Consider the following 25869-nt stretch of genomic DNA (forward strand, 5'->3'; position numbering starts at 1 on the left):
TCCAGGTTCGAGTTCGCATCCGAACCCTACCAGAAGATCGACGGTGGCCACCCTCTCAGGGAAACCTTCCTACACCACCCCGTGGGACACGACCCGAATTGGTCCCTTGCATACCCAGGCTTCACGATAATCGAAGATCATCCAAACGTTTCGTTGTGGACAGAAAAATTGCAGCATCCAATGTTCGCCGCATCTCTTGCAAGCGACCGCTTCAAGATGACTTTTATCTTTCACGGCGCCCATATGGTCAAATTGAGCGATGCAGTCTCGACAGTCAGTCGAGTGATCTACCCACTCTGAGAAGCTCCGTGGCAGATGGATAAAATCAGCGACGGATTTGAAATTGATGCGCTCCGAACCGGACAGTCCGCTACCCACCCATTTTGTCGTCCCCGCGCAGGCGGGGATCGATCTCCCGGCCTGGTCGCCCGACGCATCGTTGGGCGATGGGTTCCCGCTTTCGCGGGAATGACGAACGAAAAGGGGCCGTTCCCTGCCAATCTTGGCCATTTGCCGGGTGTCGCACTCGTCCATGCGGCTTGGCTCTAGATGTCTCGACAGGCTCGAAACGAACGGCTGTTGCTATTTTTGTCGCCTTCCTATTAACTCCGACAAATAATGAGGATGACATGGAAGGCCAGTCGCCGCGATATGCTCGCAGGTGGCGTGGCGGGGCTTGCGGCTGCTGGCGCAGTGCGGGCGGGGGCAGCTCCGGTGGAAGCGGGGAAAGCGGTGCTGGCGCCGCGTCCGCCGATGGGGTGGAATAGCTGGAACAGCTTTGCCACCACCATCACCGAGGCGCAGGCCCGCGAGACCGCCGGGATCATGGCGGAAAAGCTGCTGCCCTTTGGCTATGACATCTTCACCGTGGACATTCAGTGGTATGAGCCCGAGGCGTCGAGCTATACCTATAACGCCAAGCCCAAACCGGCGATGGACGGCTATGGCCGGATGATCCCGGCGCCCAATCGTTTTCCCTCCAGCGCCGGCGGCAAGGGCTTCACCCAGCTTGCCAAGGATGTGCGTGCGCTGGGCATGAAATTCGGCATCCATGTGATGCGCGGCATCCCGCGCGCGGCGGTGGAGCAGAATCTGCCGATCTTGGGGACGAAATATCGCGCGGCGGACATTGCCGACAGGAAGAGCATCTGTAGCTGGAACCCGGACATGTATGGCGTCGACATGACGCGGCCGGGCGCGCAGGCCTATTATGACAGCATCTTCCGCCTCTATGCCGACTGGGGCGTCGATTTCGTCAAGATGGACGATATGAGCCGGCCCTATGACGCCCATGCGGCGGAGATCGAGGCGGCGCACAAGGCCATCGTCGCGACCGGGCGGCCGATCATCCTCAGCCTCTCGCCCGGCGAGACGCCGGTGATGCGCGGCGACCATGTGCGCAAATATGCGCAGATGTGGCGCATCTCCGATGATTTCTGGGACGACTGGGCGATGCTGGAGGCGCAGTTTACCCGGCTGGAGAATTGGACGCCCTATCGTGGGCCGGGATCATGGCCGGATGCGGACATGCTGCCGCTGGGACGGCTGGCGCTGGGCGAGCGCGATACTCGCTTCACCCCGGACGAGCAGCGGACGCTGATGACCCTGTGGGCGATCGCGCGGTCGCCGCTGATCATGGGCGGCGATCTGCGGCATCTGGACGCGGCGACGCTGGCGCTGCTGACCAACAAGGAGGTGATCGCGGTCAATCAGGCGAGTTACGACAATCAGCCCCATTATATCGAGGATGGCGGGCGCATCTGGTCGGCTAAGGCGGAAGGGAGCGCGGACCGTTATGTCGCCTTGTTCAACGTCAGCGACAAGCCACGCGAGGTCTGGATCAGGCTGCGCGATCTGGGGCTGAACGGTCCGGTGGCGGTGCACGACCTGTGGGCGGGGCGGGCGCTGGGGCAGCAGGCGGAACGGATTGCGATGACGCTGCCGCCGCATGGGGCGGGACTGTATCGGTTGAGCGCTGCCTGACTATCTCCCCTCCCTTTCTAGGGAGGGGATTAAGGGGTGGGTGCCTCCGAAGGAGGCTCGCTACGCTCGCCACCCACCCCCGGCCCCTCCCTGGAAGGGAGGGGAGTAGAAGGGCTTACTTCCTAACAGCCGCGCTCTTGTCGCGGATGGCCTTGAATTCGGAGCCGGCCTTCCATTCGGGCCAGCGGGCCGAGAAGGCGAGGTCGCGGCCGATGTCGTACATCAGGTCCACGTCCTGCGCGGCGCCGTCCAGCTTCCAGCTGTCGTCGACCGCGTCGCAGGCCTGATGATAGCATTTGCCGGTATAGGCATCGATCCAGGCCTGGCCGGCGGTGCGGCCGCCCTCCATCATGTCGGATGCGCCGGCAAGGCCCATCATCAGCAGCACGGGCACGCCGCGCTTGGCCATGGAGAAATGATCGGCGCGGTAGAAGAGGCCGCGTTCGGGCAGGCTTTCCTGGGTGATGACGCGGCCTTGGCTTGCGGCGAACCTGGCGAGATCGTCCTCCAGCACATTCTGGCCCTTGCCGATCAGGATCACGTCCTTCGCCTTGCCTGCAGTCTGAAGCACGTCGATGGTCAGGTTGGCGACCGTCTTGTCGAGCGGGTAGACCGGGTTCTGGGCGTAAAATTCCGACCCCAGCAGGCCGCGCTCCTCCGCCGTCCAGGCGGCGAAGACGATCGAGCGGTCGGGGGCGGGGCCGGCCTTGAAGATGCGGGCAATTTCGAACAGGCCGGCCATGCCCAGCGCGTCGTCATTGGCGCCGGCGCGATAGATGCGGCCCTGCGCGTCGGGCGCGCCCTTGCCATAGGCGTCCCAATGGGCGCCATACATGACCGTCTCGTCCGGGCGCTTGGCGCCGGGGATGCGGGCGAGGATGTTGGCGCTCTTCACCACTTCCTGGGTCACCGGGAAGGCGGCGGAGAAGGTTGCGCCCTTCAACTCGACCGGTTTGAATTTCGCCGAGCGGGCCTGCTTGCGCAGCGCTGCCAGATCCTGACCGGCACCGGCGAAGAGGGCCTTGGCCGCTTCGCCCTCGACCCAGCCCTGCACCTGCAGGCTGGTGAGCTTGTCGGCCGGGCGGACGAGGTCGTAATTTTCGCCGCCGGGGCTGACGACGACGTTCCAGCCATAGCCGGCGCCCCGCGTGTCATGGACGATCAGCGCGCCGATCGCGCCGTGGCGGGCGGCTTCCTCGAACTTGTAGGTCCAGCGGCCATAATAGGTCATGGTCTTGCCGCCGAACTTGCCGAACGGGTCTTCGCCCTTTGCGGCTTCAAAATCCGGGTCGTTGATCAGGAAGACGGCGATCTTGCCCTTGAGGTCCACGCCCTTGAAATCGTCCCAGCCGCGTTCCGGGGCGGACACGCCATAGCCGACGAACACCATCGGCGCGTTGGCGAGCGCGACCTTGTCCTTGGGCTGCAGGGTCGAGAGATAGACCTGTTTGCCGAAGGTCCAGGGGGTGGTGGCGCCATTTTGCGCGACCGACAGGCTTTCCGACTGGCCAAGGTGGGTGTGGAGCAGCGGCACGGTTTGCACCCACTGACCGTCTGGGCCGCCCGGTTCCAGCCCCAGAGCCTCGAAACGGGCGACGAGATAGCCGATCGTGCGCTCTTCTCCAACGGTGCCGGGCGCGCGCCCCTCAAACAGGTCGGACGCCATGGTGCGGACCGACTGCTCCAGCTTGGCCGGATCGGTTTGGGCCGGTCCGGTCTGTGCATTGGCGGGAGAGGGCAGGGTGGCAAGGCCGAGGGCCAGAAGGGGGAGAGCGTGTTTCATGCCCGTGCCTTACCCCCCGCACAGGGCGGGGGGAAGATGGTTCGGGATGGCTGGCCTGGACCTGGCGGATAAAGTCGATATGGCCCCATGGTGGGGAGCGGACCTTCGCTCCACCACCTTTTTGCCGAAGCTGTTTCAGTTAGGCCGAAACAGGTGGCTCGCCTGCCCCTTACAGCGTGCCGCGCAGGGTGAATTTGACGGCGCGGGGTTCGCCGAAGCGGGCGCTGCCTAGATAGAGGCCGGAATAATAGGTCTTGTCGAAGATATTTTCGACATGGACCGACAGCGAGAGATGGTCGGTGAAGCGATAATTGGCGAGCAGATCGACGATCGCCAGGCTACCCTGGCTGTAGGTTTCGCCGTTCGGCCCTTCGCCGTCCGCCGTGGTCTTGCCCTGCCACTCGACATTGCCGCCGATCGTCAGCGCGCTGAAATTGCCCGGCAGCGTGTAGGCGCTGAACATCTTGATGCTGTTCTTCGCGATCTGCGGCATCTGGCGCACGCCGTCGCGATCCTCCGCGCGGGCGTTGGCGAAACCGCCTGCGACACGCCAGCCGGGCAGGATTTCGCCCTTCACCTCCAGTTCGAAGCCCGACGACTTCATGCCCGATACGGCATGATAGGCCGAGCTGCCATCGGGCGCAAAGATGCCCGGACCGTCCGCCAGGGCATAATTGTCCTGCTTCATCTTGAACACGGCCGCAGTGGCACTCAGACGACCGTCGAGGAAGTCGGCCTTGAGGCCCGCTTCATAGGTATTGCCTTCGAGCGGGGCGATGACGTCGCCATCGACCGTGCGCGATGTTTGCGGCGTGAACACGCTGGCATAGCTGACATAGGCCGAGATCGCCTTGGTAAAGTCCAGCACCAGCCCGGCATAGGGGGTGAAGACCGCCTTTTCATCGACCACCGGGCTCCAGACCTTGGGGCCGGTGACATCCTGCGCATAGCTGTCCTGCTTCCACCAGGTGAGGCGGCCGCCGGCGATGATCGAGAGCGGGCCGATCGGCTTCAGCCGAGCGACGCCGGCGAGCGAACTGGTCTCGATCCGATTGCCGGCGGTGCCGCCCGATGGCGTCAGGTCGGGCTTGGCCACGTCGCCGGTCGGGAAGTAGCTATAGGCGTTGATCGGATACATATAGTCGCTGCCACCCCACCAGCCGGGATAGGGCGTCTGGTCGTCGTCGAAACGGGTGTGGCTCACGGTCAGGGCGACATGCTGTTCCTGGCCCAGTGCCTGAAACGCGCCGCGCAGATTGGCATAGACAGCATCGAGCGTCAGGTCCGACGCCCAACGGGTGGCGTAGAAGGTGCCGCCATCACCGGTTTCCTTGTCGATCGCGGTGCCGAAATAATAGCCGATCGTCTCGTCATAGGAGCCGGACTTATGCTCGGCATCGACCTGCAAATGCCAGTTGGCGTCGAAATCATGGGCGATCGAGGCGAAGATGTTGACACTCTTGCGGCTGAAGTCGGACCAGTTGGCGCCGCCATTGGTGGAACGGGCGAAATTGGTCTTCGTGCCGTCGGTGAAGAAGAGCGGCACGCCGCCGCGCGAGGCGCCTTCGTTGCGGAAATTCTGATATTCGACGCCGGCGGTCAGTAGCGTGCTGGGGCCAAGATCGGCCTCGATCACGCCATAGAGCGCCTGACGCTTGGCATGTTCACGGTCGATGAAAGTATCATTCTCCTGCCAGGCGCCGGCAACGCGGGCGCGGATATGGCCGCTGGCGGTCAGCGCGCCGCCGATGTCGCCCTCCAGCCGGTACTTGTCCCAGGAGCCGATGGTCGCCGCGACCGTGGCGCTGAGGTCCGCGCCGGGACGCTTGCGGATCATGTTGATCGCCGCTGACGGCTCGCCGGTGCCGGTCATCATGCCGGCCGAACCACGGATCACCTCGATCCGGTCATAGGCGATCATGTCGGCCGTATCTTCGGTGAAGCCATAGATGTTGGACGGGCGCGCGACGCCGTCGACCAGATAATTCTGCACCGCAAAGCCGCGCGCAGTATAGTTGGTGCCGTCAGTGCCGAGCGCGCTGGAGCGGTTGGATTGGATGCCGACGATCTGTGCCATCACCTCGGAGATGTCGGTCAGCCCCTGTTCCTGCATGCGCAGGCTGTCGAGGCTGGTGACCGACTGGGGCGTTTCGCGCGTGGTGAGGTTGAGGCCGTTAATCTCATTCTGGCCGGTGACGACGATGGAGTCCGGGGCGGGCGCATCCGCATCGGGCGTGTCCGCCGGCGCCTGGGCATGAGCGCTGGCCGAGACCAGCAGCATGCAGGCCACGATCGACGCCGCGCCGTGGCGGACGACATTTTTCTTCGATGCAAAGGACATAAGACACTTCCCCCATATTTCGCCATGCCCTGAACATGGCGCCCTGGATGTTGGGGCGGCGCTTTAATGCGATTGATTTGCAAATGCAACGATTCGGAAACATGCGAAGCGTAAAATGTGGGGCGAGGCAGCAATGCTGTGCTATCGATCAGCCATGTTATTGGATGTGGGGATGGGCCGGCATCTGGATTGCGACTGCCCAGCAGCGCGGATCAGGCCGCATCTTCGATCCGCGTCATTGATCTGAGTGTTGAGGGATTAGCAGAACAACGCCCGCGATCGGCGGGGTAACGGGCCATCGGGTTGCCCTCCTTCGTTTATGGGGCAGGAGGGCAGGAAGCATGATGGACGAGGGTTCTAGAAGCAAGACGCCTCCGTCCAACTTCGCCTTACCGGTTGGGCTAGCAAAGTTTTATATCCTTCGCCCGCCAGCGAAAAAAACAATCTGCGCGTCTGGAGGGTTGAAGCCCCCAAATGCGCCCGTACGCGCTAGAACTCGATATCCAGTTCCTCGATATCATCGGGTTCGGCGCGGGCGGCATCGATCCATTCGCGCATCAGCGGCCAGCCGTTGATGGTGTCGCAATAGGCGGCCGATTTCGCCGAGAGCGGCACGGCATAGGTCAGGAAGCGCTGGGCGACGGGCGCGAACATGGCGTCGGCTACGGTCGGTTTCTCGCCGAACAGCCAGGGACCGCCATACGCCTCCAGGCATTCGGTCCAGATCGTCTCGATCCGCTCGATATCGGGCTTGGCGCCGGAAAAGATCGGGAAGCGATCATGGCGCACCTTCAGGTTCATCGGCAAGGCGGATCGCAGATTGGCAAAGCCCGAATGAATCTCGCCCGAGACCGATCGGCAATGGGCGCGGATGATGCGTTCGGCCGGATACATGCCGACCTGTGGATAGAGTTCGTGCAGATATTCCGCGATCGCCAGCGTATCCCAGACGCTCGCGCCTTCATGGGTGAGGCGCGGGACCAGCACGGACGGCGAGAGCAGCAGCAGTTCGGCCCGGCTTTCCGGATCATCGATGGCGATGATCCTTTCCTCCACTTTCAGCCCCGCCAGCCGGCAGAGCAGCCAGCCGCGCAGCGACCAGGAGGAGTAAGTCTTGCTGGATAGAGTGAGTTCCGCGACGGCCATGCAGTCTCTCCCGATACACGGTTCCCGGCCCCCAAACGCAAAATCGCAGGGGCGGTTCCCTGGCGGACATGCCGAATGTTATTTTCCATCAATCATGATGCAGTGCAACATGAAAAGCATGTATAGCGTTTATGGGAAAGACTGAGTCGTCTCCCCCGGTTCAACAAGGTTGTTTTGGCAATATGCGAATGCTTTACGACGGTTACCAGGCGATGGAAGACATGCTGGCCCCGGCGCGCCTTGGCGCCCGGATGGCGCTGGCGATGCGCGACCATATGGGGCCGGCGGCTGACTGGCCGATGCCGCGTCGCATGTTCGCACTGATGGACGTGTTCCAGGGCGCGCGGATGACGCACAAGCGCCCCGCTTATGGCATCGATCGCGTCCAGACCGGCAATGCCGAGGTCGCGGTGCGCGAGGAAGTCGTGCTGGACCTGCCGTTTGGCGACCTGCTGCATTTCGTCAAGGATGATGTCGAGACCGAGCAGCCCAGGGTGCTGGTGGTGGCGCCGATGTCCGGCCATTTTTCGACCTTGCTGCGCAGCACGGTGGCAACGCTGTTGCAGGACCATGACGTCTATATCACCGACTGGAAAAATGCCCGCGACGTTCCGATGGCCGCCGGCCGCTTCGGTTTCGACGAATATGTCGATTATGTGATCCAGTTCCTGCAGGATATCGGCCCCGGTGCCCATCTGGTGTCGGTGTGCCAGCCCTGCGTGCCGGCACTGGCCGCCGTGGCGCTGATGTCCGAGGATGAGGACGCGGCGACGCCCAAGTCGATGACGCTGATGGGTGGGCCGATCGATCCGCGCGCGGCGCCGACGGTGGTCAACGAACTGGCGAACGAAAAGCCGATCGAATGGTTCGAGGAAAATCTGATCTCCACCGTGCCGTTCCGCTATGCCGGGCGTGGCCGCGAAGTCTATCCCGGCTTCCTGCAACTGTCCGCCTTCATGTCGATGAACATGGAACGACATGGGTCGCAGCATCGCGAGCTGTATCAGCTGCTGGCCGACGGTAAGGAGGTCGAGGCAGACAAGATCAAGACTTTCTATCAGGAATATTTCGCCGTCCTCGACATGACCAAGGAATTCTACCTGGAAACGGTGGACCTGGTGTTCCAGCGCATGTTGCTGGCCAAGGGCGAACTGACGGTTCATGGCCGCGCGGTGAACCCCGCCGCGATCCGCAAGACGGCGCTGCTGACGGTCGAGGGCGAGAAGGACGATGTCTGCGCGGTCGGCCAGACGTCGGCTGCCCATGGCCTGTGCACCGGCCTGCGGCCGCATCTGAAGCGTCATCATCTACAGCCGGGCGTGGGCCATTACGGCGTCTTTTCCGGCAGCAAATGGGAAAAGCAGGTCTATCCCCAGGTGCGCAACATGATCCTGGCGATGAACTGATATCGACGGGCATGGATACGGAAAAGGGCCGCTTCCCATCGAAGGAAGCGGCCCTTTTTGTTGGGTTTGATCAGGCCGTCGCGCGGTTGAGATAGGGCAGGCGGCTGGCGAGTGCCGGCGGCAGGCCGGTGACGATCGCGGCGCGGGCGCGGTGCCAGAAGGCGGAGAGCAGCAGCAGCGTGCCACCGATCACCAATGCGGTGAGTGCTGCGGACAGTTCGACCGCGCCGACCTTCTGGAACAGGCTGTAGAGAGCGTAGAGGACATAGGCGAGGCTGGAGACCAGCAGTGCGCGCCGGTCGATTGCCAGCGCCACCAGGCCGAAGGCGAGATAGAGCAGGATCACCAGGAAGGCCTGGCCGGCGTCGACCAGACCATGGTTGATGCCCAGCAACTGGAACAGCGAATGGGCGATCATCGGCGCGGCGGTCAGGTGCAGCCAGAAGGCGACGTCGGAACGGCGGCTGGTGCGGCCCGGATCGCTCATGTCCCAGCGCATGGCGAGGGCGAAGATGGCAAGGCCCGCGACCAGCAGCAGAACGAAGGGCAGGATGTGGCTGAAGGGAACCAGCCATAGGACAAGGCCAGCGATGATCCCGACCACACCAGCGGCGCCGGCCGCGACGGTGATCGGCACCATGAAGCGGCGCCAGTGGAACCAGGCGGCGATCGCGGCGCTGAGACCGGCAATCGAAGCCACCAATCCCGCGCCGTCATTCTGCGCGTCCGGGATCACCGGCCCGATCAGCAGCGCGGCGGCGAAGGCGATGCCGCCGACAAAGGCGAGCAGCAGCAGGATCGAGGGCAGCGCCATGCGGAGGCGGCGCGTGAAATATTCGGCCAAGCCCCAGGCGGTGCCGGCGACGAACAGGGCAGAGACGAAGGAGGGCTGGTGTGGAGTGGTGATGCCAAGGCGGACCTCGTTGCCGAGTCCCGCGACCGCGACCAGCAGGATCACCGAGGCGATGGCGACGAAAATATCGTTGAAGCCGGTCAGCAGTCGAAAATGTTCCTCGTCCACCGAACTGGCGCGCAGCCCGGCGACATGGTCGCGCAGCGCCTGGGCGCTGGCGGGCGTCAGCGCGCCGGCCGCTACGGCATCTTGCAGATCGCTCTCGCTATACATTCTGGGGCACTCCTTGTCGGGCCTGGATCGGGATCATAGCACCACTGTATTGCTTGAGCAATACGGTTGATTTTGGCCTTTTTCCGGGCGCGGAGCGATGATAGCGCGGTTCGGACAGATAAAGGAGAGACCCCGATCATGACCCTGCCGGCTTCGCTTCAAGGCCGTTTGTCCCTGCCGCTGATCGGGTCGCCGATGTTCATCATCTCGCAGCCGGAACTGGTGATCGCCCAATGCCGTGCCGGCATCGTCGGCGCCTTTCCGTCGCTCAATGCGCGTCCGTCCGGCACGTTCGAGGCCTGGTTGCAGCAGCTGGGTGCGGAACTGACCGATCAGGATGCGCCGTTCGCCGTCAATCTGATCGTCCACCGCACCAATGCACGGCTGGAAGAGGATCTGGCGCTGTGCGTCAAATATAAGGTGCCGATCGTCATCACCTCGCTGGGCGCGCAGGAGAAGGTGAACGAGGCGATCCACAGCTATGGCGGCATCGTGCTGCACGACGTCATCAACAATGTCTTTGCCAGGAAGGCGATCGAGAAGGGCGCCGATGGCCTGATCGCGGTGGCGGCGGGTGCGGGCGGACATGCCGGCACGCTGTCGCCCTTTGCCCTGATCCAGGAAATCCGCGCATGGTTCGACGGGCCGCTGGCGCTGTCGGGCGCGATCGCGACCGGCCGGTCGATCGCGGCGGCGCGGATGATGGGGGCGGACCTTGGTTATATGGGCACCCCGTTCATCGCGACGGCCGAGGCGAATGCGGTCGATGCCTATAAGCAGATGATCGTCGATAGCAGTGCGGGCGACATCGTCTATTCCGACGTCTTTACCGGCGTTCTGGGCAATTATCTTCGCCCCAGCATCATTGCTTCCGGTATGGATCCGGACAAGTTGCCCAAGGCGGCGGACATGGATTTCGAGAGCCTGGCCGGCGACAAGAAGGCCTGGCGCGACGTCTGGGGTGCAGGCCAGGGCATCGGCGCGATCAAGGCGGTGCAGCCGGCCGGCGATTTCATCGCCCAGCTGAAGGCGGAATATCAGGCGGCGGTTTCGGGCTTCGTTGCCTGAGCGCTTGTCTGGGAATGCGCTTCTGGCGCATCCGCACCAGCCCGCACCCCCACCCGACCGCCCAGACATGGTACCCTGATGGGTGGTCGGGTGGGGGCGCGGGCTGGTGCCGCATCGAAAATGCGCTCTTCCGCGCATTTTCCAGACAGGCTCTGAGGCCGCACCTCATTCCGCCAGGAAGACGCGCAGTTCCTTGACGAACATCTCGAACTGGTCGTGATGCAGCCAGTGGCCGGCATGGGGGAATTCCACCAGCCGGGCCTGCTGGAAATGGGTGATGCGTCCATCCTTGACCGGGTTTGATGCCCAGCTGTCGAGGCCCAGGCACAGCAGGGTCGGACAGGTGATGCGGCGCCAGAAGTCGGGCAGGTTGGCATCCGTTCCGGCCTGGGGGGCGGCGCCGTGCAGATAGGGATCGAATTTCCAGCTATAACTGCCATCCTCGTTGCGGTTGACGCCGTGAATGGTGAGATGCAGCGCCTGTTCGACCGACAGATGGTCGTTGCGCTCGCGCATGCGGGCGACCGCTGCCTCGATCGTCGCATAATGGCGCGGTGAGCGACGGGCATTGGTGCGGCGGGTATCGATCCAGCCCATCCATGTCTCTTCGGTACTGCGTTTCGCTTGTTCGATGATGCGGTCTGGTGACAGGCCTAGCCCCTCGATCGCGACCACGCGCTCCACGGTTTCGGGGTAGAGGCCGGTGTAGCGCAGGCTGATCGATCCACCCAGCGAGTGGCCGACGATGGTGACCGGCCGGCGATCGAGCAATTCGACAAGCTGGGCCAGATCATAGACATAATTGGCCATCATATAGGAGCCGTCCGACGACCAGCTGCTGTCGCCATGGCCACGCAGGTCGGGGCAGATGACATGATAGTCGCGGGCGAGCGCGCGCGCCGTCCAGTCCCAGCTGCGCGCATGGTCGAAACCGCCATGGACCAGGATCAGCGGCGGCGCCGACGGGTTGCCCCAGTCGAGATAATGGAGCCGCGTTCGCAAGGATGTGAAGAAATGCGACGTCGGTGTCGGCTGTGTGGCTTTGTGCATGGATCCCGTGGAGTTTCTGATAGTCAGGATGCAATAGTCATCCGCCATGCGCATGACGATGGCAAGACATAAGGCCAAGAAAATATGTGAAATTCTGTCACATATTGCCGGATGTGACTTTAGGGGTGGCCGTCTGTGCCGATGGGGACCAGTCGGCGAACCGCGCTGTCGTGTCGGATACGATGGACCATCATCGCCAGTTCGGTTTGGCGGAAGGGCTTGTCGAGGCGCAGGCGGCGGTTGGCGTCGGCGGGGAGTTCGGCATAGCCGGTGATGATGAGCACCGGCAGGTCGGGATAGGCATCCTCGATCGCGTCGGCCAGCTGTGCGCCGGTCATGCCGGGCATGGCATGATCGGTCACGACCAGGTCGATGCGTCCCTGCTCCAGCATATGCAGCGCTTCCTGGCCGGAAGCGGCCTGAAAAACGGTATGGCCCATGGATTCCAGCATGCCTGCGGTATTGGTCAGCACCAGTTCGTCGTCATCGACCGCGAGGATGACGAGCGGTTCGGTTTCCAGTTCGTCCGGTTCGCAGGGGATCGTCGTGCGCTCGCTGCTGCTGTCGGTCAGGGCGACGGGCAGCCAGATCGATACGCTGGTGCCCCTGCCGGGCTGGCTGGCGATGGTCATCGCGCCGCCGCATTGCTGGGTGAAGCCGTGGATCATCGACAGGCCAAGGCCCGTTCCCTTGCCCACCCCCTTGGTGGTGAAGAAGGGTTCGCGAGCGCGGGTCAGCGTTGCTTCGTCCATGCCTTCGCCTTCATCCGTGACGGTCAGGCGGATGAAGCTGCCGGCGGCGAGATCGGGCTGTTCGCCGAGCGCCAGGGTGATCTCGCTGCCCTCGATCAGCAACCGGCCGCCCGCGGGCATGGCGTCCCGCGCATTGACCGCCAGGTTGATCAGCGCGAGCTCCAGTTGGGCCGGATCGGCATGGGCCGGCCGCAGCGACAGCGGGAATCGGGTCTCGATCGCGACACTGCTGCCGATGGTGGTCTTGAGCAAATCAGCCATGCCGTGGATCAGGCCGATGCAATCGACCTGTTCCAGCTTGAGTTCCTGCTTGCGCGCGAAGGCCAGCATCCGCTGGGTGAGCGTCGCGCCGCGATCCGCGGCGGTCATGGCATTGTCGAGATAGCGGCTGATGTCGGCGCCGGCGGCGAGCCGCTGGCGCGCGAGGTCGAGACTGCCGACGATCACGGCCAGCAAATTGTTGAAATCGTGGGCGACACCGCCGGTCAGCTTGCCGATGGCATCCATTTTCTGGCTCTGGAATATCGCCTCGCGCGCCTGCTCCAGCGCCTGGGCGGCCTGGCGCCGTTCGGTAAGGTCGCGGGTGATCTTGGCAAAGCCCAGCAGTTCGCCGGCGGGGTCGCGGATCGGATCGATCACGACGCTGGCCCAGAACCGTGTGCCGTCCTTGCGGATGCGCCAACCCTCCGCCTCGAACCGCCCTTCGCGCTGGGCGGTATCGAGCGCGCGCGAGGGAAGGCCGGCAATGCGATCCTCCTCCGAATAGAAGCGGGCGAAATTCTGGCCCATAATCTCTTCGGCGCTATAGCCCTTGAACCGTTCGGCGCCGCTGTTCCAGCTGGTGATCGTGCCGACCGGATCGATCATGTAGATGGCATAGTCGGTCACGCTCTGGACCAGCAGGCGGAAGCGTTCTTCGCTGCGGCGCAGTTCCTCCTGCGCGGCGCGCCGTTCGGTGAGGTCGCGGGTAACCTTGGCAAAGCCTAGCAGATGGCCGGCGGGGTCACGGATCGGGTCGATCACCACATTGGCCCAGAAACGGGTGCCATCCTTGCGCAGGCGCCAGCCTTCCGCTTCGAACCGCCCTTCGATCTCGGCGGTGCGAAGGACCGCGGCGGGCACATGGGCGGCCCGGTCTTCCTCTGTGTAGAAAGTCGAGAAATGCTGACCGATAATCTCGTCGGCGGTGTAGCCTTTCGCGCGTTCTGCCCCGATATTCCAGCTGACGACGAAGCCGGCCGGATCGAGCATGAAGATGGCATAGTCGGTGACGCTCTGGACCAGCAGTTCGAACCGGTTGACCGGCTGGCCTGTCTCTGTCGTCCCCATTTCCGCCCCTGACATTTTCGATCCTGTCTCTTTGCCTATGGCAAACGCGGCATAATGCAATCTGTTCCGCCATATGGGACGGGATTGCAACGGCTTGACTTCATGGGGCAGGGCACGCACGACGCTGCTGCAATCAGAGAGGATCACATGGCAAGCGACGCGACTATCACCGTCATCGGCGAGGCAATGCTGGAACTGAGCCGGGGCAGCGGCGATGGCTGGAACCTGCGCTATGGTGGCGATGTCATCAACACCGCGATCCATCTGGCGCGGGCCGGGGACAAGGTGCGCTTTGCCAGCGCGATCGGTGCCGATCCGATGAGTGAGGATCTGCGCAAGGCGTGGGAAGCGGAAGGCGTCGATACCGGCCTGCTGATCGGCACGCCCAGCCGGACCACTGGCCTCTATGCGATCGAGACGGATGAGACCGGCGAGCGCAGCTTCCATTATTGGCGCGGCGAGGCGGCGGCAAGGGCGATGTTCGACCTGCCCGAAAGCGCTGCCATGGTCGACGCGGCGGCCCAGTCGGACCTGCTCTATTTCTCGCTCATCACCCTGGCCATCCTGCCCGACGCCGGGCGCGAGGCGCTGCTGGCGCTGTGCGAGCGGGTGAAGGGACGGGGCGGCCGGATCGCCTTCGACGGCAATTACCGACCGCGCCTGTGGAGCGATGCGGCGACCGCGCGGGCCTGGCGCGACCGGGCGATCGCGCTGTGCGACATCGGGCTGCCGACTTTGGCCGATGAGGTCGAAATGGGCGAGGCCGATGATGCCGCCGACGCCGCGGTCCGTTGGGGCGTGGGTGAGGGCCGCGAGATCGTGGTCAAGCTGGGCGCCGAAGGCTGTCTGGTCGGTGGCGCGCTGGTGCCGCCGCCGGCGCGTGTCGATGTGGTGGACTCCAGTGGCGCGGGCGATGCCTTCAACGGCGGCTATCTGCATGCGCGGCTGGCCGGCGCTGCGCCGGCAGAGGCTGCCTTGGCAGGGCACCGGCTGGCCGGATGGAATATCGGTCGGCGCGGCGCGATTCCGGCGCGCGATGCGGATGCGCCCTATGGCGAGAAGGTGCCGGCATGAAACCCATAGAGCGCGCCGCCAGGGCCTTGTGCAGGTTGGATGGTCATCCGCAAGCGGGCGTATCGGACGCCGACATGCCCTGGGAAGACTATCTGCCTCAGGTTCGTGCCGTGCTGGAGGCGCTGCATGAACCGAGCGACTGGATGGCCGAGGCCGGGGCGGAACTGCTTCGCCATGTCGGTGCGGACGAGGGGGAACAGGGCTATCGCCAGGATGCGGCCGACATATGGCGCTATATGCTCGACTCGATGGTCAAGGATATTGGCTGACGGGCAGGCATCGGACGGGGGGCGGAGACGTGGCCTGCCGTCCCGCCCTGTGCTAGCGCGCTGACATGACAATCGGGGATGCTGCATCGACGGCCGGGCGCGACGAAGGGTCGGGCCGCCGCCGCCAGATATTGGAAATCGCCGCGCAGATATTTGCGCGCAAGGGCTATCGCGGCACGTCGATGCGCGACATTGGCGAACAGGCCGGGGTGCTGGGCGGATCGCTCTATCATCATATCAAGTCCAAGGACGCGCTGTTCGTCGAGCTGCATAATGGCGCGCTGGACGCGGCCGAGGCGCGCATCACGGCGGCGGTCGCGGTGCAGGCCGATCCCTGGACACGGCTGGAGGCTGCCTGCGCCAGCCTGCTGGATATCCAGTTGGCGGCGGATTCGCTGACCATGCCGATGATGAACGATTTCCGCGCCGTGCCGGATGGCGTGCGCGACCAGCTGGTGGCGCGCCGCGATCGGTTCGAGCAATTGTTTCGGGATCTGGTGGCGGCGCTGCCGCTGCCCGCGGACATCGACCGTTCGCTCTATCGCACGCTGCTGCTCAGCCAGCTCAATTCGGCGGCCGACTGGTATCGCGATGGCCGACTGACGCGGGCGCAGATCGCTGCGCAGATCGTCGCCATTTTTCGCCACGATCGGTTATAGTCGGGGTATCAGCGGGGCGTGTCGCAGCGGCAAGGATGCCGTGCGCGTTTGACTGTAACAGATGTTTGGTATAGCTGATCCGCAGCAATATTGGAGAGGTTCGATGTACAGCTATGTTCCGCCGATCGACGATTATCGCTTCCTGCTGAGCGAGGTGCTGGGCTTCGACCAGGCGATGGCGGAACTGAACAAGGATGTCGACGCCGACCTGGCCGTGACCGTGCTGGACGAGGCCGGGCGCATGTGCGCCGAGCGCCTGGCGCCGCTCAACCGCGAAGGCGACGAGCATGGCAGCCAGTTGATCGACGGCGCGGTGCGGACGCCGCCCGGCTTTGCCCAGGCCTATCGCGACTTTGCCGATGCCGGCTGGGCGGCGCTGTCGGCCGATCCCGACCATGGCGGGCAGGGGCTGCCCTTCATCCTGCAACTGTGGCTGGACGAGATGCTGTCGGCCGCCAACCTGTCCTTCGGCCTGTTCCCCGGCCTGACCCGCGGCGCGTGCGAGGCGATCGCCGCCCATGCCAGCGAGGCACTGAAGGCGGCCTATTTGACACGCATGGTGAGCGGCGAATGGACCGGCGCGATGGCGCTGACCGAGAGCAGCGCGGGCACCGACCTCGCCCTGCTGAAGACCAAGGCCGAGCCGCAGGGCGATGGCCGCTATGCGGTGACCGGCACGAAGATATTCATCTCGTCGGGCGACCATGATTTTGGCGGCAATATCGTCCATCTGGTGCTGGCGCGCCTGCCCGATGCACCGGCCGGGGTGAAGGGGATCAGCCTGTTCCTAGTGCCCAAATTCCTGCCCGGCGCGGACGGTGCCTTCGACCAGCGCAACAGCATGTCGGTCGGCGCGCTGGAAAAGAAGATGGGCATCCATGCCCAGCCGACCTGCGTGATGAATTATGACGGCGCGACCGGCTGGCTGGTGGGCGAGGCGCATCGCGGCCTGGCCGCCATGTTCACGATGATGAATGCCGAGCGGTTGATGGTGGGCATTCAGGGGCTGGGCATCGCTGGCGCTGCCTATCAGCAGGCGGCGGGCTATGCCAAGGAACGGCTGCAGGGCCGCAGCGCGGACAATGTGCGCGCGCCGGTGGCGATCATAGAACATGCGGACGTTCGCCGGATGCTGCTCAATATCCGCAGCTTCGTGGAGGCCGGGCGCGCGCTGGCCGGCTGGACCGCGTTGCAGCATGACCGGTCGCAGCATCATGCCGATGCCGGCGAACGGGCCAGGGCCGACGCGCTGGTGGCGCTGCTGACCCCGGTGGTGAAGGCGTCCTTCACCGATTTCGGCTTCGAAAGCGCGGTGCAGGCGCAGCAGGTCTTTGGCGGCCATGGCTACATCCGCGAATGGGGCATGGAACAATATGTGCGCGATGCGCGCATCGCCCAGATCTATGAAGGCACCAATGGCGTGCAGGCGGCCGACCTGGTTGGGCGCAAGCTGCCGCTCGCGGGCGGCGCGGTGGTCGAAGGCTATTTCGCGCTGATCGCGGCCGATGTGGAAGCGGCCGGCGGCAGCGTGATCGCGCGCAGCACCGGCACGGCGCTCGACGCGCTGCGCACGGCGACGGCGGCCTTGCAGGGCGCGGACACGGATGCGGCCGGCGCGGCGGCGGTCGATTATCTGCGCCTGTTTGCGTTGGTGTCGATGGGCTGGATGTGGACCCGGATGGCGCAGGCCGCCGCACAGGGCGACAGCCCGCTGCATCAGGCGAAGCGCAAGCTGGCCGACTATTTCGCGTTGCGCGTCCTGCCGCAGGCGCAGGGCCTGGCCGCCACGATCGCCGCCGGTGAAGCGTCGATCATGGCGCTGGAGATCGACGGCTTCTAATTGCGCACCATCAGCACGTCGCAGGGCGCGCCTTCGAGCAATTCGGAGGCGCGGCTGCCGATCAGCGCATGGACGAAGCCGCTGCGACCATGGGCGCCCAGCACCAGCAGGTCGACATCGCGCTGTGCGATCAGGGTCGGCAGCACCTCGCCGGCACGTCCCTCGATCAGTTCGACCTGGAACGGGCGGGCTTGGCCGGCCAGTTCCGGACGCGCAGCAAATTCGGCGCTTTCCCGTTCCGCTTCCGACCGGGCGAAGGCCAGGGTCTGGTCGGGATCGAGGCGGGACGGGAAGCCGCCATCATAGACATGGACCAGATCCAGTCGCGCCTTGGGAAACAGCATGGCCGTCATCTGCACGGCATGGAGCGAACAGTCGGAAAAGTCGGTCGCGATCAGGATGCGCCGATAGGGATGGCGCGGCCGTTCCTTGACCACCAGCACCGGTACGGGCGAACGCCGGACCAGATAGTCGACCGCGGTGCCCAGAATGAAGTCGCCGACATGATTGTGCCGGGCCGGGCCAACGACGATCACCGCGCCGCCGCGTTCCTTGCCCAGTTCCGCGATGGTTTCTGGTGCGCGGCCCTGGATCAATACGGGTTCGACGGGCGTGGCGATGCCGTCTGTCAGTTTGGCGATGACCCGGCCAGCACGATCGGAGGCGCGGGCGACATCGGCGGCATTGCCCTTGTCCAGCGCATGGGCGACCAGCAATGTGCCGCCAAGGTCGGTCGCCAATTCGACGGCCCGGTCAAAGGCCCGATCGCTGCGGGCGGTCAGATCGGTGGCGATGAGGATTGTTGGCGGCACGAACATCTCCCTCTTGTGTCGGGCGGTGGCTAAGCGCTTGCAAGACAAAGCCTATCATCCTCACGCTGCGCTTGCCACTCCGGGTAGACCCTGGCCCGGCTGGGGGGCGATGGCCGACACCGGCACCTGTCGGTCGGTCAGCGTGAGTGGCGCGGGGCGGTGCGAAATCAGGATAAGGCCGGTGCCGGTCCGGTCGAGCCAGATGCGCAGCCGACTGATCAGCAGCGCCTCGGTCGCGGCGTCCAGCCCCTCGGTCGGCTCGTCCAGCAACAGCCAGGGACGGCCGGTCAGCAGCGCACGCGCCAGCGACAGCCGCTTGCGTTCGCCGCCCGACAAAGTGCCGCCGGCTTCGCCCAGCCGATAGTCGATCCCGCCGGGCAGGCTGGCGATGCGCTGGTCGAGGCAGGCGACATGCAGGGCATCGGCCATATCGGCCGCATCGATGCCGGGCCGGGCGAGGCGCAGGTTGTCGGCGATGCTGCCGGCCAGCATCGGCGCGTCCTGGGGCGAGAGGGCGAACTGGTCGCGCAGTTCCGTTCCAGAGCAGGCCGGCAAGGGATGGCCACCAAGCGCGACATCGGCCGTGACCGGACGCAGCCCGGCCAGTCCCTCCGCAAGCAGGCTCTTGCCCGAACCGGAGCGGCCGGTGACGGCGACCCGCGCACCGGGGGGCAATTCGACGGCGCCCAATCGGATGGCCTGGGCCGTCGCAGCGGACGGCGCAGGCGCATCGTCCAGCGGCAGCGCATCGAGCGCGGCCAGCCGGGCGAGGCCGGCATCGACGCTGGCCTGGCGGAAGGCGGTGCGCGACAGCCCGGCCATCGCCTCCACCGCGCCGGCGCTGGCCAGCAAGGCGAGCGCGACCAGCGGCGCGGGGGCATGGGCGCCGAGCAGCACCAGCATGACCGCCAGTGCGCTATAGGCCGCGAGCAGGGCGGCCTGCACGCCTTCACCGATGAACAGGCGGGCGCGGGCCTGATCGAGCCGGCTGGTGAGCGGTGCCAGTTCGGCCATCACCCGATCGCCCAGCCCATAGGCCGCGATTTCCGCGCGGGCGCTGGCCAGTTCGACATAGCGGGCGCGCAGCGCGCCGAGCGCGTCGGCAGCCTGTTGCGTGGGGGCTTCGGTCAGGCGGCGGGCAAGGATGCGCAGCAAGAGCGGCAGGGCGGCGAGCATGACCGCCAGCAGCAGGGCTGACAGCCAGCTGCCGCTCGCCGCCAGCATCACGCCCGCCAGCGCGGCCATGAATCCGGCGATCCGGCTGGGGCGGCGCACGACCAGATCTTCCAGCGCGTCGATGTCGCCGGTCAGTCGCGCGGCGGCGTCGCCGCTCGACAGGGGCAGGGCGGTGCGGCTGTCCTGCGCGGCAAGGCGCGCGAACAGGCTGGCGCGCAGGCCGCCCATGGCTTCGAGCGCGGCGCGATGCGACCAGAGCCGTTCGCCATAGCGCGAGACGGTGCGCAATATGGCGAGCAGCCGGATCGCGGCGCTGGGCACCAGATAGTTGAACGCCTGCACCGCGACCGTGCCCGCCGCGCCGGCCATGGCGGCGGCGGTCAGGAACCAGCCTGCCAGCGCCAGCAGGGCAATGCCGGCCAGCGCCGCGACCACGGCGCACAGCGTCGCGCGGCGCAGCAGCGTGGCGGAGCCCGTCGCCTTGTCGAGGGCGATCCGGATCGGGTTCACAGCATCACCTCCATCCGCGCGGCGGCGGTCAGGCGATGATCGTGGGTGGCGACCAGGATCGCCCGCTCGGCCGACAAGGCGACCAGCAGGGCGATGATGTCGGCGGCGCTCTCCGCATCCAGATCGGCCGTCGGTTCGTCGCACAGCAGAACGGGCCGTTCGGACAGGATGGCGCGGGCGAGGCCGATGCGCCGCCGTTCGCCGCCCGACAGGCCGGCGCCCTGATGATCGATGGGCAGGTCCAGTCCCTCCGGCCGCGCGGCCAGCATGGGCGTCAAGCCGACACGCGCGGCGACCTGCGCGATTTCGGCCCGGTCGGCATCGGGGCGGGCGAGGGCGATATTGTCGGCCAGGCTGCCGGGCAGCAGCAGCGGGCGCTGGGCCGCCCAGGCGATGCGCGCGGGATCGACAGGCGTGCGTTCGCCCGAGGCCGGATCAATCTGTCCGGCGATCGCGGCGAGCATGCTGGTCTTGCCGCTGCCGGTCGGGCCGGTGAGGGCGATCAGGTCATGGGCCTTGAGCGTCAGGCTGACCGGGCCGATCCCTGAGCCGATGCCGATCCGCAAATCCCTGAGATGGAGGCCATCGAACGGGGGGCTGGCAGGATGCGGCGCGACCTCCGCTTCCGGCAGGGCGGCGGCGATCGCCTTGTCCGCCGCTTCGCCCATCTGCTTGTCATGATAGGCGGCGGCCAGGCGGCGCATCGGCAGATAGAATTCCGGCGCCAGCGCCAGCGCGAACAGCGCGGCGCGCAGGTCGAGCGCTTCGGGCGCGGGAAAGGGCAGCAGCCCAAGCAGCGCAAAACCGCAATAGACGGCGACCAGCGCCACCGAGAGCGCCGCGAAAAATTCCAGCACGGCACCCGACAGGAAGGCGACGCGCAGTACCGCCCCGGTGCGGGCCGCCACCTCCTGCGCGGCGCCCGCCACCTGCCGGCTGATCCGCGCCTGCGCACCATGGTGACGGATCAGCGGCAGCGCGCGCAGCCGGTCGACGAACAGGCCCGACAATTCGGCCAGCGCCGCCAGTTGCCGCTCCGCCGCCGCGCGCGCGGCCGTGCCCGCCAGCACCATGCCGAAGGCGAAGGGGATCAAGGTCGCCAGCATGATCGCGGCCGAAACCCAGCTTGCGGTCGCGACGATCACCGCGACCAGCAGTGGCCCCAGCGCCGCCGCCTTGCGGATCGGCAGGAAGCGGGCGCCATGCGCCTCGATCGCGGCGAGATGGTCGATCGCCAGCGTGGCATTCTCGCCCGCCAGCAGTGGCCGGGCCAGCCGCCCGCCGAGCAACCGGGGCAGCAGCGCGGATCGCCGCGCGGCGACGATGCGTTGGGCCGACCGGATCGCCTGGACATGGGCCAGCATCAGCCCGGCCGCGCGCACCAGCCCGCCGGCCAGGAGCAGCAGCGGCGCCAGCCAGCCGATCGCGACGCCATCGGCCAGTGCGCTGACGCCCTGCGCCAGTCCGGCCGCGAACAGTGCAGCGCCGATGATGTCGATAACCCAACCCATGCCTGCGGTTTTCCCTAGCTAGACCTTGTGTCCCATTCATTTAGATTTGGCGACAGAATATAATTTGATCTGTCTCAATGATGTAGCGCCGTCTCGTCCATATTTCGCCAGCCAACTTGGTTCAGGGAAGAAAGGGGGTCGCGATGATAAGCATGGCCGTCGTTGAATTATCCAGGCTGCAATTCGCTCTCACAGCTTTATATCATTTCCTGTTCGTGCCCCTGACGCTGGGCCTTTCCTTCATGCTCGTCATCATGGAAAGCGTCTATGTCATGACGGACCGCCCGATCTGGCGGGATATCACCCGCTTCTGGGGCAAGCTGTTCGGGATCAACTTCGTCCTTGGCGTGGCCACCGGCCTCACCATGGAGTTCGAATTCGGCACCAACTGGGCCTATTATTCGCACTATGTCGGCGACATATTTGGCGCGCCGCTGGCGATCGAGGGCCTGATGGCCTTCTTCCTGGAGGCGACCTTCGTCGGCCTCATGTTCTTTGGCTGGGATCGCCTGTCGAAGCGCGGCCATCTGCTTACCACCTTCATGGTGGCACTGGGGTCGAACCTGTCGGCGCTGTGGATTCTGGTCGCCAATGGCTGGATGCAGCATCCCATAGGCGCGACCTTCAACCCGGAAACGATGCGGATGGAAGTGACCGACTTCATGGCGGTGATCTTCAATCCGGTCGCCCAGGCGAAGTTCGTCCACACCGTCAGCGCGGGCTATGTCTGCGCCAGCGTCTTCGTGCTGGGCGTGTCGGCTTATTATCTGCTCAAGGGCAAGCATATCGCCATCGCCAAGCGCTCCTTCACCGTCGCGGCCGCCTTTGGCCTTGCCGCGTCGCTGTCGGTCGTCGTGCTGGGTGACGAAAGCGGCTATGCGCTGACCGAGAACCAGAAGATGAAGCTCGCCGCGATCGAGGGCATGTGGCAGACCGAGCCTGCACCGGCCGGCCTGACCCTGTTCGGCCTGCCGTCCAACAGCGGGCGCGAGACCACGCATGAGATCAAGGTGCCTTATGTGCTGGGCCTCATCTCCACCCGCAGCCTGACCGGCGAAGTCACCGGCATCAACCAACTGGTCGACACCGCCAAGGTGCGGATCGCCGCCGGCATCATCGCCTATGATGCGGTCGAGACGCTGAAGGTCGATCGCAACGATCTGGTCGCGCGCGAGGCGTTCGAGCGAAACAAGGCGGATCTGGGCTATGCCCTGCTGCTGAAGCGCTTCATCGCCGACCCGCGCCAGGCCGATGCCGCGACGATCGAGAAGGCGGCCTGGAGCACCGTGCCCAATGTGCCGGCGATCTTCTGGATGTTCCGCATCATGGCGGGGCTGGGCTTTGCCTTCATCGCCTTCTTCGCGACCGCCTTTGCCTTCTCGTCGATGCGGCGGTTCGATGCGCGCTGGTTCCTCAAGCTCGCCCTGTTCATGATGCCGATGCCCTGGATCGCGATCGAGGTCGGTTGGGCCGTGGCGGAAATCGGGCGCCAGCCCTGGGCGGTGGACGGCGTGCTGCCGACCTTCCTCGCCGCCTCCAGCCTGACGGTGCCGCAATTGTGGACCACCATCATCGGCTTCACCCTGCTCTACGGTATCCTGGCAGTGATCGAGGTGAAGCTGATGCTCGCCACCATCGCCAAGGGGCCGGAACGCTATGTCCCCTGGCGGCCTGACAGCCCCGCCGAGCCGGCGCCCGATTTCCGCGCCGTGCCCGCCGAATGACGCCCGCCAACCGGAGTTAGGACAATGACCATTCCGCTCGATTATGAAACGCTGCGCGTCATCTGGTGGTTGCTGCTGGGCGTGCTGCTGATCGGCTTCGCCCTTACCGACGGCTTTGACCTGGGATCGGCGGCCTTGCTGCCCTTTGCCGGCCGGACCGACGCGGAACGGCGCATGATCATCAACAGCGTCGGCGCCACCTGGGAAGGGAACCAGGTCTGGTTCATCCTGGGCGGCGGCGCCATCTTTGCCGCCTGGCCCTTCGTCTATGCCGTCAGCTTTTCGGGCTTCTATCTCGCGATGTTCCTGGTGCTGTCGGCGCTGATCCTGCGGCCCGTCGGCTTCAAATATCGTTCGAAGAAGCCGGATGCCCGCTGGCGGGCCGGCTGGGACTGGGCGCTGTTCGTCGGCGGCCTGGTGCCGGCCCTAGTCTTCGGCGTCGCCGTCGGCAATGTGCTGGTGGGCGCGCCCTTCCGCCTCGATGGCGACCTGCGCATGTTCTATGAAGGGTCGCTGCTGGGCCTGTTCACGCCCTTCACCCTGCTGACCGGCCTGCTGTCGGTCGCGATGCTGGTGCTCCATGGCGCGGGCTGGCTGAGCCTCAAGACCGAAGGGCCGGTGCTGCAGCGCGTGCGCCTCTATGGTCAGGGCGCGGCGATCCTGTCGATCCTGCTGTTCGCCATCGGCGGCCTGTTCGTCGCCTGGAGCGGCATGGGCTATCGCGTCGACGGCGTGATCGATCCCAACGGCCCGTCCAACCCGCATATGGGCGGCGCAGTCGCGGCGGCTGGGGCCTGGCTCGACAATTATGGCGCGCATCCCTGGATGCTGCTGGCGCCACTCCTGGGCTTTGCGGGACCGGTGCTGGCACTGCTGGGCATTCGTGGCCGGCGCGACACCTTGGTCTTCGCCGGTTCGTCGATCGCCAATGTCGGCATCATCAGCACCGTAGGCCTGTCGATGTTCCCCTTCATTCTGCCCAGCTCGATCGATCCGGGGTCCAGCCTGACCGCGTGGAACGCCTCGTCCAGCCACGGCACGCTGTTCACCATGCTGATCTGCACCGTCATCTTCCTGCCGATTGTGCTGGCCTACACGGCCTGGGCCTACAAGGTGATGTTCGGCCGGGTGACTGACCGAGAAATCCGCCTCAACCCCGACTTTTACTAAGGATCAGACCTATGTGGTATTTTGCCTGGATATTGGGCGTCGGTCTGGCCGTCGGCTTCGGCATCCTCAACGGCGTCTGGCACGAGTTCCATTCCGAGCCCGGCGACTATTGAGCTGACAGATAGCGCCCCGGCGGTTTGACACTGCCGGGGCGTCACGCCACCCCGTTGCGGCCATAGATATGCAGGGGAAGGGCATGGACGAAGAGGCCGAAACCGCCCGCATCGCGCGCCGTCATGCCCAGATATTGGGCGATGTCCCGCGCATCGAAGCGCTGAGCATCGACGAATATAGCGCTGACCTCGATCCCTTGATCCGGCAGATGATCGCCATCAACCAGAGCATCGACGCGCGCGAGGCGGACCTGCTGACTGACGTGACTGAGGCCCAGGCGCAGGGGCAGGGCGACATGTCCGCCGTGCTGGCGCGTCTGCCCGAAATCATCCGCACCATGATGCGCCACCCCGCGCTGTTCGCCCGCCAGACCGATGTCGGCGTGACACTGCTGACCCAGGGGAAACTGTCTGCGCGCGATCGGGAACTGGCGATCCTGCGCATCGCCTGGCTATGTCAGGCGCCCTATGAATGGGGCGAGCATGTCATGATCGCGCGCCATGCCGGCATTGGGCGGGATGAGGTGGAGCGGATCGTGACCGGTTCGGCCGATCCGGCTTGGAGCACGTATGAGCGGGCGATCTTGCGCGCGGCTGAGGAACTGCACAGCGATGCGATGATCACCGACGCAACCTGGGCCGAACTGGCGGCGCGACTGGATGAGGCCCAATTGATCGAACTGACGGTCCTGATCGGCCAATATCAGGCCGTGGCCTATTATCAGAACAGCCTCAAGCTGCGCCTGCACGGCGGCAACAAGGGGCTGTCCGCCCGTTAGGGTTGTCCGTCAGGCCCGTTCAGTCGGCATGTTTCGGAGCAGGACTGTCCACCCGGACGAAGCCGTGCGGCGTCTGGACCCATTGGCCGGCCTTCTTGCTGGTCGGCGTAAAGGCGACACGGGCTTGGGGGCTGCTAGCGCTACGAATTGGCTTCATGGCTGGATACTCCCTGTTCTTCGTCATTCTATCCAAAATCACGCCGAGCGAACCTCGGGAATTTTACGGGGATCGTGCATTTTGGGGATAT

The 25869-nt window shown here is 65.2% G+C and carries 22 protein-coding genes; 12 read left to right on the forward strand and 10 right to left on the reverse strand.

Features of this window, described 5'->3' with window-relative positions; genetic code table 11:
* A partial coding sequence (locus GGQ90_RS29130; protein WP_223178451.1) for a hypothetical protein occupies positions 1-300 on the forward strand: 300 nt, incomplete at its 5' end.
* Between the two features lie 324 nt (positions 301-624).
* Positions 625-1983, forward strand: coding sequence for a glycoside hydrolase family 27 protein (locus GGQ90_RS25555; RefSeq protein WP_188084335.1), 1359 nt, complete (start codon positions 625-627; stop codon positions 1981-1983).
* A 115-nt stretch (positions 1984-2098) separates the two neighbouring features.
* On the opposite strand, the gene GGQ90_RS25560 is transcribed toward GGQ90_RS25555, so the two are convergent.
* From GGQ90_RS25560 to GGQ90_RS25570, 3 genes are all read right to left on the reverse strand, one after another.
* Positions 2099-3766, reverse strand: a complete 1668-nt coding sequence (locus GGQ90_RS25560) for a M28 family metallopeptidase (protein ID WP_188084310.1) — start codon at positions 3764-3766, stop codon at positions 2099-2101.
* A gap of 169 nt (positions 3767-3935) precedes the next feature.
* Positions 3936-6107 (reverse strand): TonB-dependent siderophore receptor, encoded by a 2172-nt coding sequence (locus GGQ90_RS25565; protein WP_188084311.1) that lies wholly within the window; start codon positions 6105-6107, stop codon positions 3936-3938.
* A gap of 489 nt (positions 6108-6596) precedes the next feature.
* A complete protein-coding gene (locus GGQ90_RS25570) occupies positions 6597-7253 on the reverse strand; it encodes a glutathione S-transferase (RefSeq protein ID WP_188084312.1) in 657 nt (218 codons plus the stop codon).
* 182 nt (positions 7254-7435) lie between these two features.
* Here GGQ90_RS25570 and GGQ90_RS25575 point away from each other — a divergent pair, with 182 nt between their 5' ends.
* Positions 7436-8659: a polyhydroxyalkanoate depolymerase gene (locus tag GGQ90_RS25575; protein WP_188084313.1), complete on the forward strand. Its 1224-nt coding sequence runs from the start codon at positions 7436-7438 to the stop codon at positions 8657-8659.
* A gap of 70 nt (positions 8660-8729) precedes the next feature.
* On the opposite strand, the gene GGQ90_RS25580 is transcribed toward GGQ90_RS25575, so the two are convergent.
* Positions 8730-9785, reverse strand: a complete 1056-nt coding sequence (locus GGQ90_RS25580; protein WP_188084314.1) for a hypothetical protein — start codon at positions 9783-9785, stop codon at positions 8730-8732.
* Positions 9786-9923: 138 nt separating this feature from the next.
* Here GGQ90_RS25580 and GGQ90_RS25585 point away from each other — a divergent pair, with 138 nt between their 5' ends.
* Positions 9924-10853 carry an NAD(P)H-dependent flavin oxidoreductase gene (locus GGQ90_RS25585; protein WP_188084315.1) on the forward strand — a complete coding sequence of 310 codons (930 nt, stop codon included), beginning with the start codon at positions 9924-9926 and terminating at the stop codon, positions 10851-10853.
* Positions 10854-11018: 165 nt separating this feature from the next.
* Here GGQ90_RS25585 and GGQ90_RS25590 read toward each other — a convergent pair whose 3' ends face one another.
* Positions 11019-11903, reverse strand: coding sequence for an alpha/beta fold hydrolase (locus tag GGQ90_RS25590; protein WP_188084316.1), 885 nt, complete (start codon positions 11901-11903; stop codon positions 11019-11021).
* Positions 11904-12022: 119 nt separating this feature from the next.
* Positions 12023-13984: a hybrid sensor histidine kinase/response regulator gene (locus GGQ90_RS25595; protein ID WP_188084317.1), complete on the reverse strand. Its 1962-nt coding sequence runs from the start codon at positions 13982-13984 to the stop codon at positions 12023-12025.
* A 147-nt stretch (positions 13985-14131) separates the two neighbouring features.
* Here GGQ90_RS25595 and GGQ90_RS25600 point away from each other — a divergent pair, with 147 nt between their 5' ends.
* From GGQ90_RS25600 to GGQ90_RS25615, 4 genes are all read left to right on the forward strand, one after another.
* Positions 14132-15058 (forward strand): sugar kinase, encoded by a 927-nt coding sequence (locus GGQ90_RS25600; RefSeq protein ID WP_188084318.1) that lies wholly within the window; start codon positions 14132-14134, stop codon positions 15056-15058.
* Entirely contained in the window at positions 15055-15327 is a 273-nt protein-coding gene (locus tag GGQ90_RS25605) for a hypothetical protein (protein WP_188084319.1), read from the forward strand. The genes GGQ90_RS25600 and GGQ90_RS25605 overlap by 4 nt, the downstream gene beginning before the upstream one ends.
* Before the next feature lie 65 nt (positions 15328-15392).
* On the forward strand, positions 15393-15986 hold the full coding sequence (locus GGQ90_RS25610; RefSeq protein ID WP_188084320.1) for a TetR/AcrR family transcriptional regulator: 594 nt from the start codon (positions 15393-15395) through the stop codon (positions 15984-15986).
* Positions 15987-16089: 103 nt separating this feature from the next.
* The gene (locus GGQ90_RS25615) at positions 16090-17826 is read left to right on the forward strand and encodes an acyl-CoA dehydrogenase family protein (protein ID WP_188084321.1); all 1737 of its coding nucleotides are present in this window, start codon (positions 16090-16092) and stop codon (positions 17824-17826) included.
* On the opposite strand, the gene GGQ90_RS25620 is transcribed toward GGQ90_RS25615, so the two are convergent.
* Genes GGQ90_RS25620 through GGQ90_RS25630 form a run of 3 tightly spaced genes read right to left on the reverse strand, consistent with a single transcriptional unit; the run spans position 17823 to position 21835 of the window.
* Positions 17823-18644 (reverse strand): universal stress protein, encoded by an 822-nt coding sequence (locus GGQ90_RS25620; protein ID WP_188084322.1) that lies wholly within the window; start codon positions 18642-18644, stop codon positions 17823-17825. The two genes, GGQ90_RS25615 and GGQ90_RS25620, sit on opposite strands and share 4 nt — an antisense overlap.
* 54 nt (positions 18645-18698) lie before the next feature.
* On the reverse strand, positions 18699-20324 hold the full coding sequence (locus tag GGQ90_RS25625) for an ATP-binding cassette domain-containing protein (RefSeq protein ID WP_188084323.1): 1626 nt from the start codon (positions 20322-20324) through the stop codon (positions 18699-18701).
* Entirely contained in the window at positions 20321-21835 is a 1515-nt protein-coding gene (locus GGQ90_RS25630; protein ID WP_188084324.1) for an ATP-binding cassette domain-containing protein, read from the reverse strand. Before GGQ90_RS25630 ends, GGQ90_RS25625 begins: the two co-directional genes overlap by 4 nt.
* A 143-nt stretch (positions 21836-21978) precedes the next feature.
* On the opposite strand from GGQ90_RS25630, the gene GGQ90_RS25635 reads away from it, so the two are divergent.
* The 4 genes from GGQ90_RS25635 to GGQ90_RS25650 all read left to right on the forward strand — a co-directional run bounded on the left by GGQ90_RS25635 (position 21979) and on the right by GGQ90_RS25650 (position 25621).
* Entirely contained in the window at positions 21979-23559 is a 1581-nt protein-coding gene (locus GGQ90_RS25635; protein ID WP_188084325.1) for a cytochrome ubiquinol oxidase subunit I, read from the forward strand.
* Between the two features lie 24 nt (positions 23560-23583).
* Complete coding sequence (gene cydB, locus GGQ90_RS25640; RefSeq protein WP_188084326.1) at positions 23584-24729, forward strand: cytochrome d ubiquinol oxidase subunit II; 1146 nt, start codon at positions 23584-23586, stop codon at positions 24727-24729.
* Positions 24730-24740: 11 nt separating this feature from the next.
* Positions 24741-24842, forward strand: a complete 102-nt coding sequence (cydX, locus tag GGQ90_RS25645; protein ID WP_188084327.1) for a cytochrome bd-I oxidase subunit CydX — start codon at positions 24741-24743, stop codon at positions 24840-24842.
* An 83-nt stretch (positions 24843-24925) separates the two neighbouring features.
* Positions 24926-25621 carry a carboxymuconolactone decarboxylase family protein gene (locus GGQ90_RS25650; protein WP_188084328.1) on the forward strand — a complete coding sequence of 232 codons (696 nt, stop codon included), beginning with the start codon at positions 24926-24928 and terminating at the stop codon, positions 25619-25621.
* A gap of 19 nt (positions 25622-25640) precedes the next feature.
* On the opposite strand, the gene GGQ90_RS25655 is transcribed toward GGQ90_RS25650, so the two are convergent.
* The gene (locus GGQ90_RS25655; RefSeq protein ID WP_188084329.1) at positions 25641-25778 is read right to left on the reverse strand and encodes a hypothetical protein; all 138 of its coding nucleotides are present in this window, start codon (positions 25776-25778) and stop codon (positions 25641-25643) included.
* Between the last annotated feature and the right edge of the window lie 91 nt (positions 25779-25869).

The sequence above is a fragment of the Sphingobium scionense genome, from assembly GCF_014197035.1.
GTDB lineage: Bacteria > Pseudomonadota > Alphaproteobacteria > Sphingomonadales > Sphingomonadaceae > Sphingobium > Sphingobium scionense.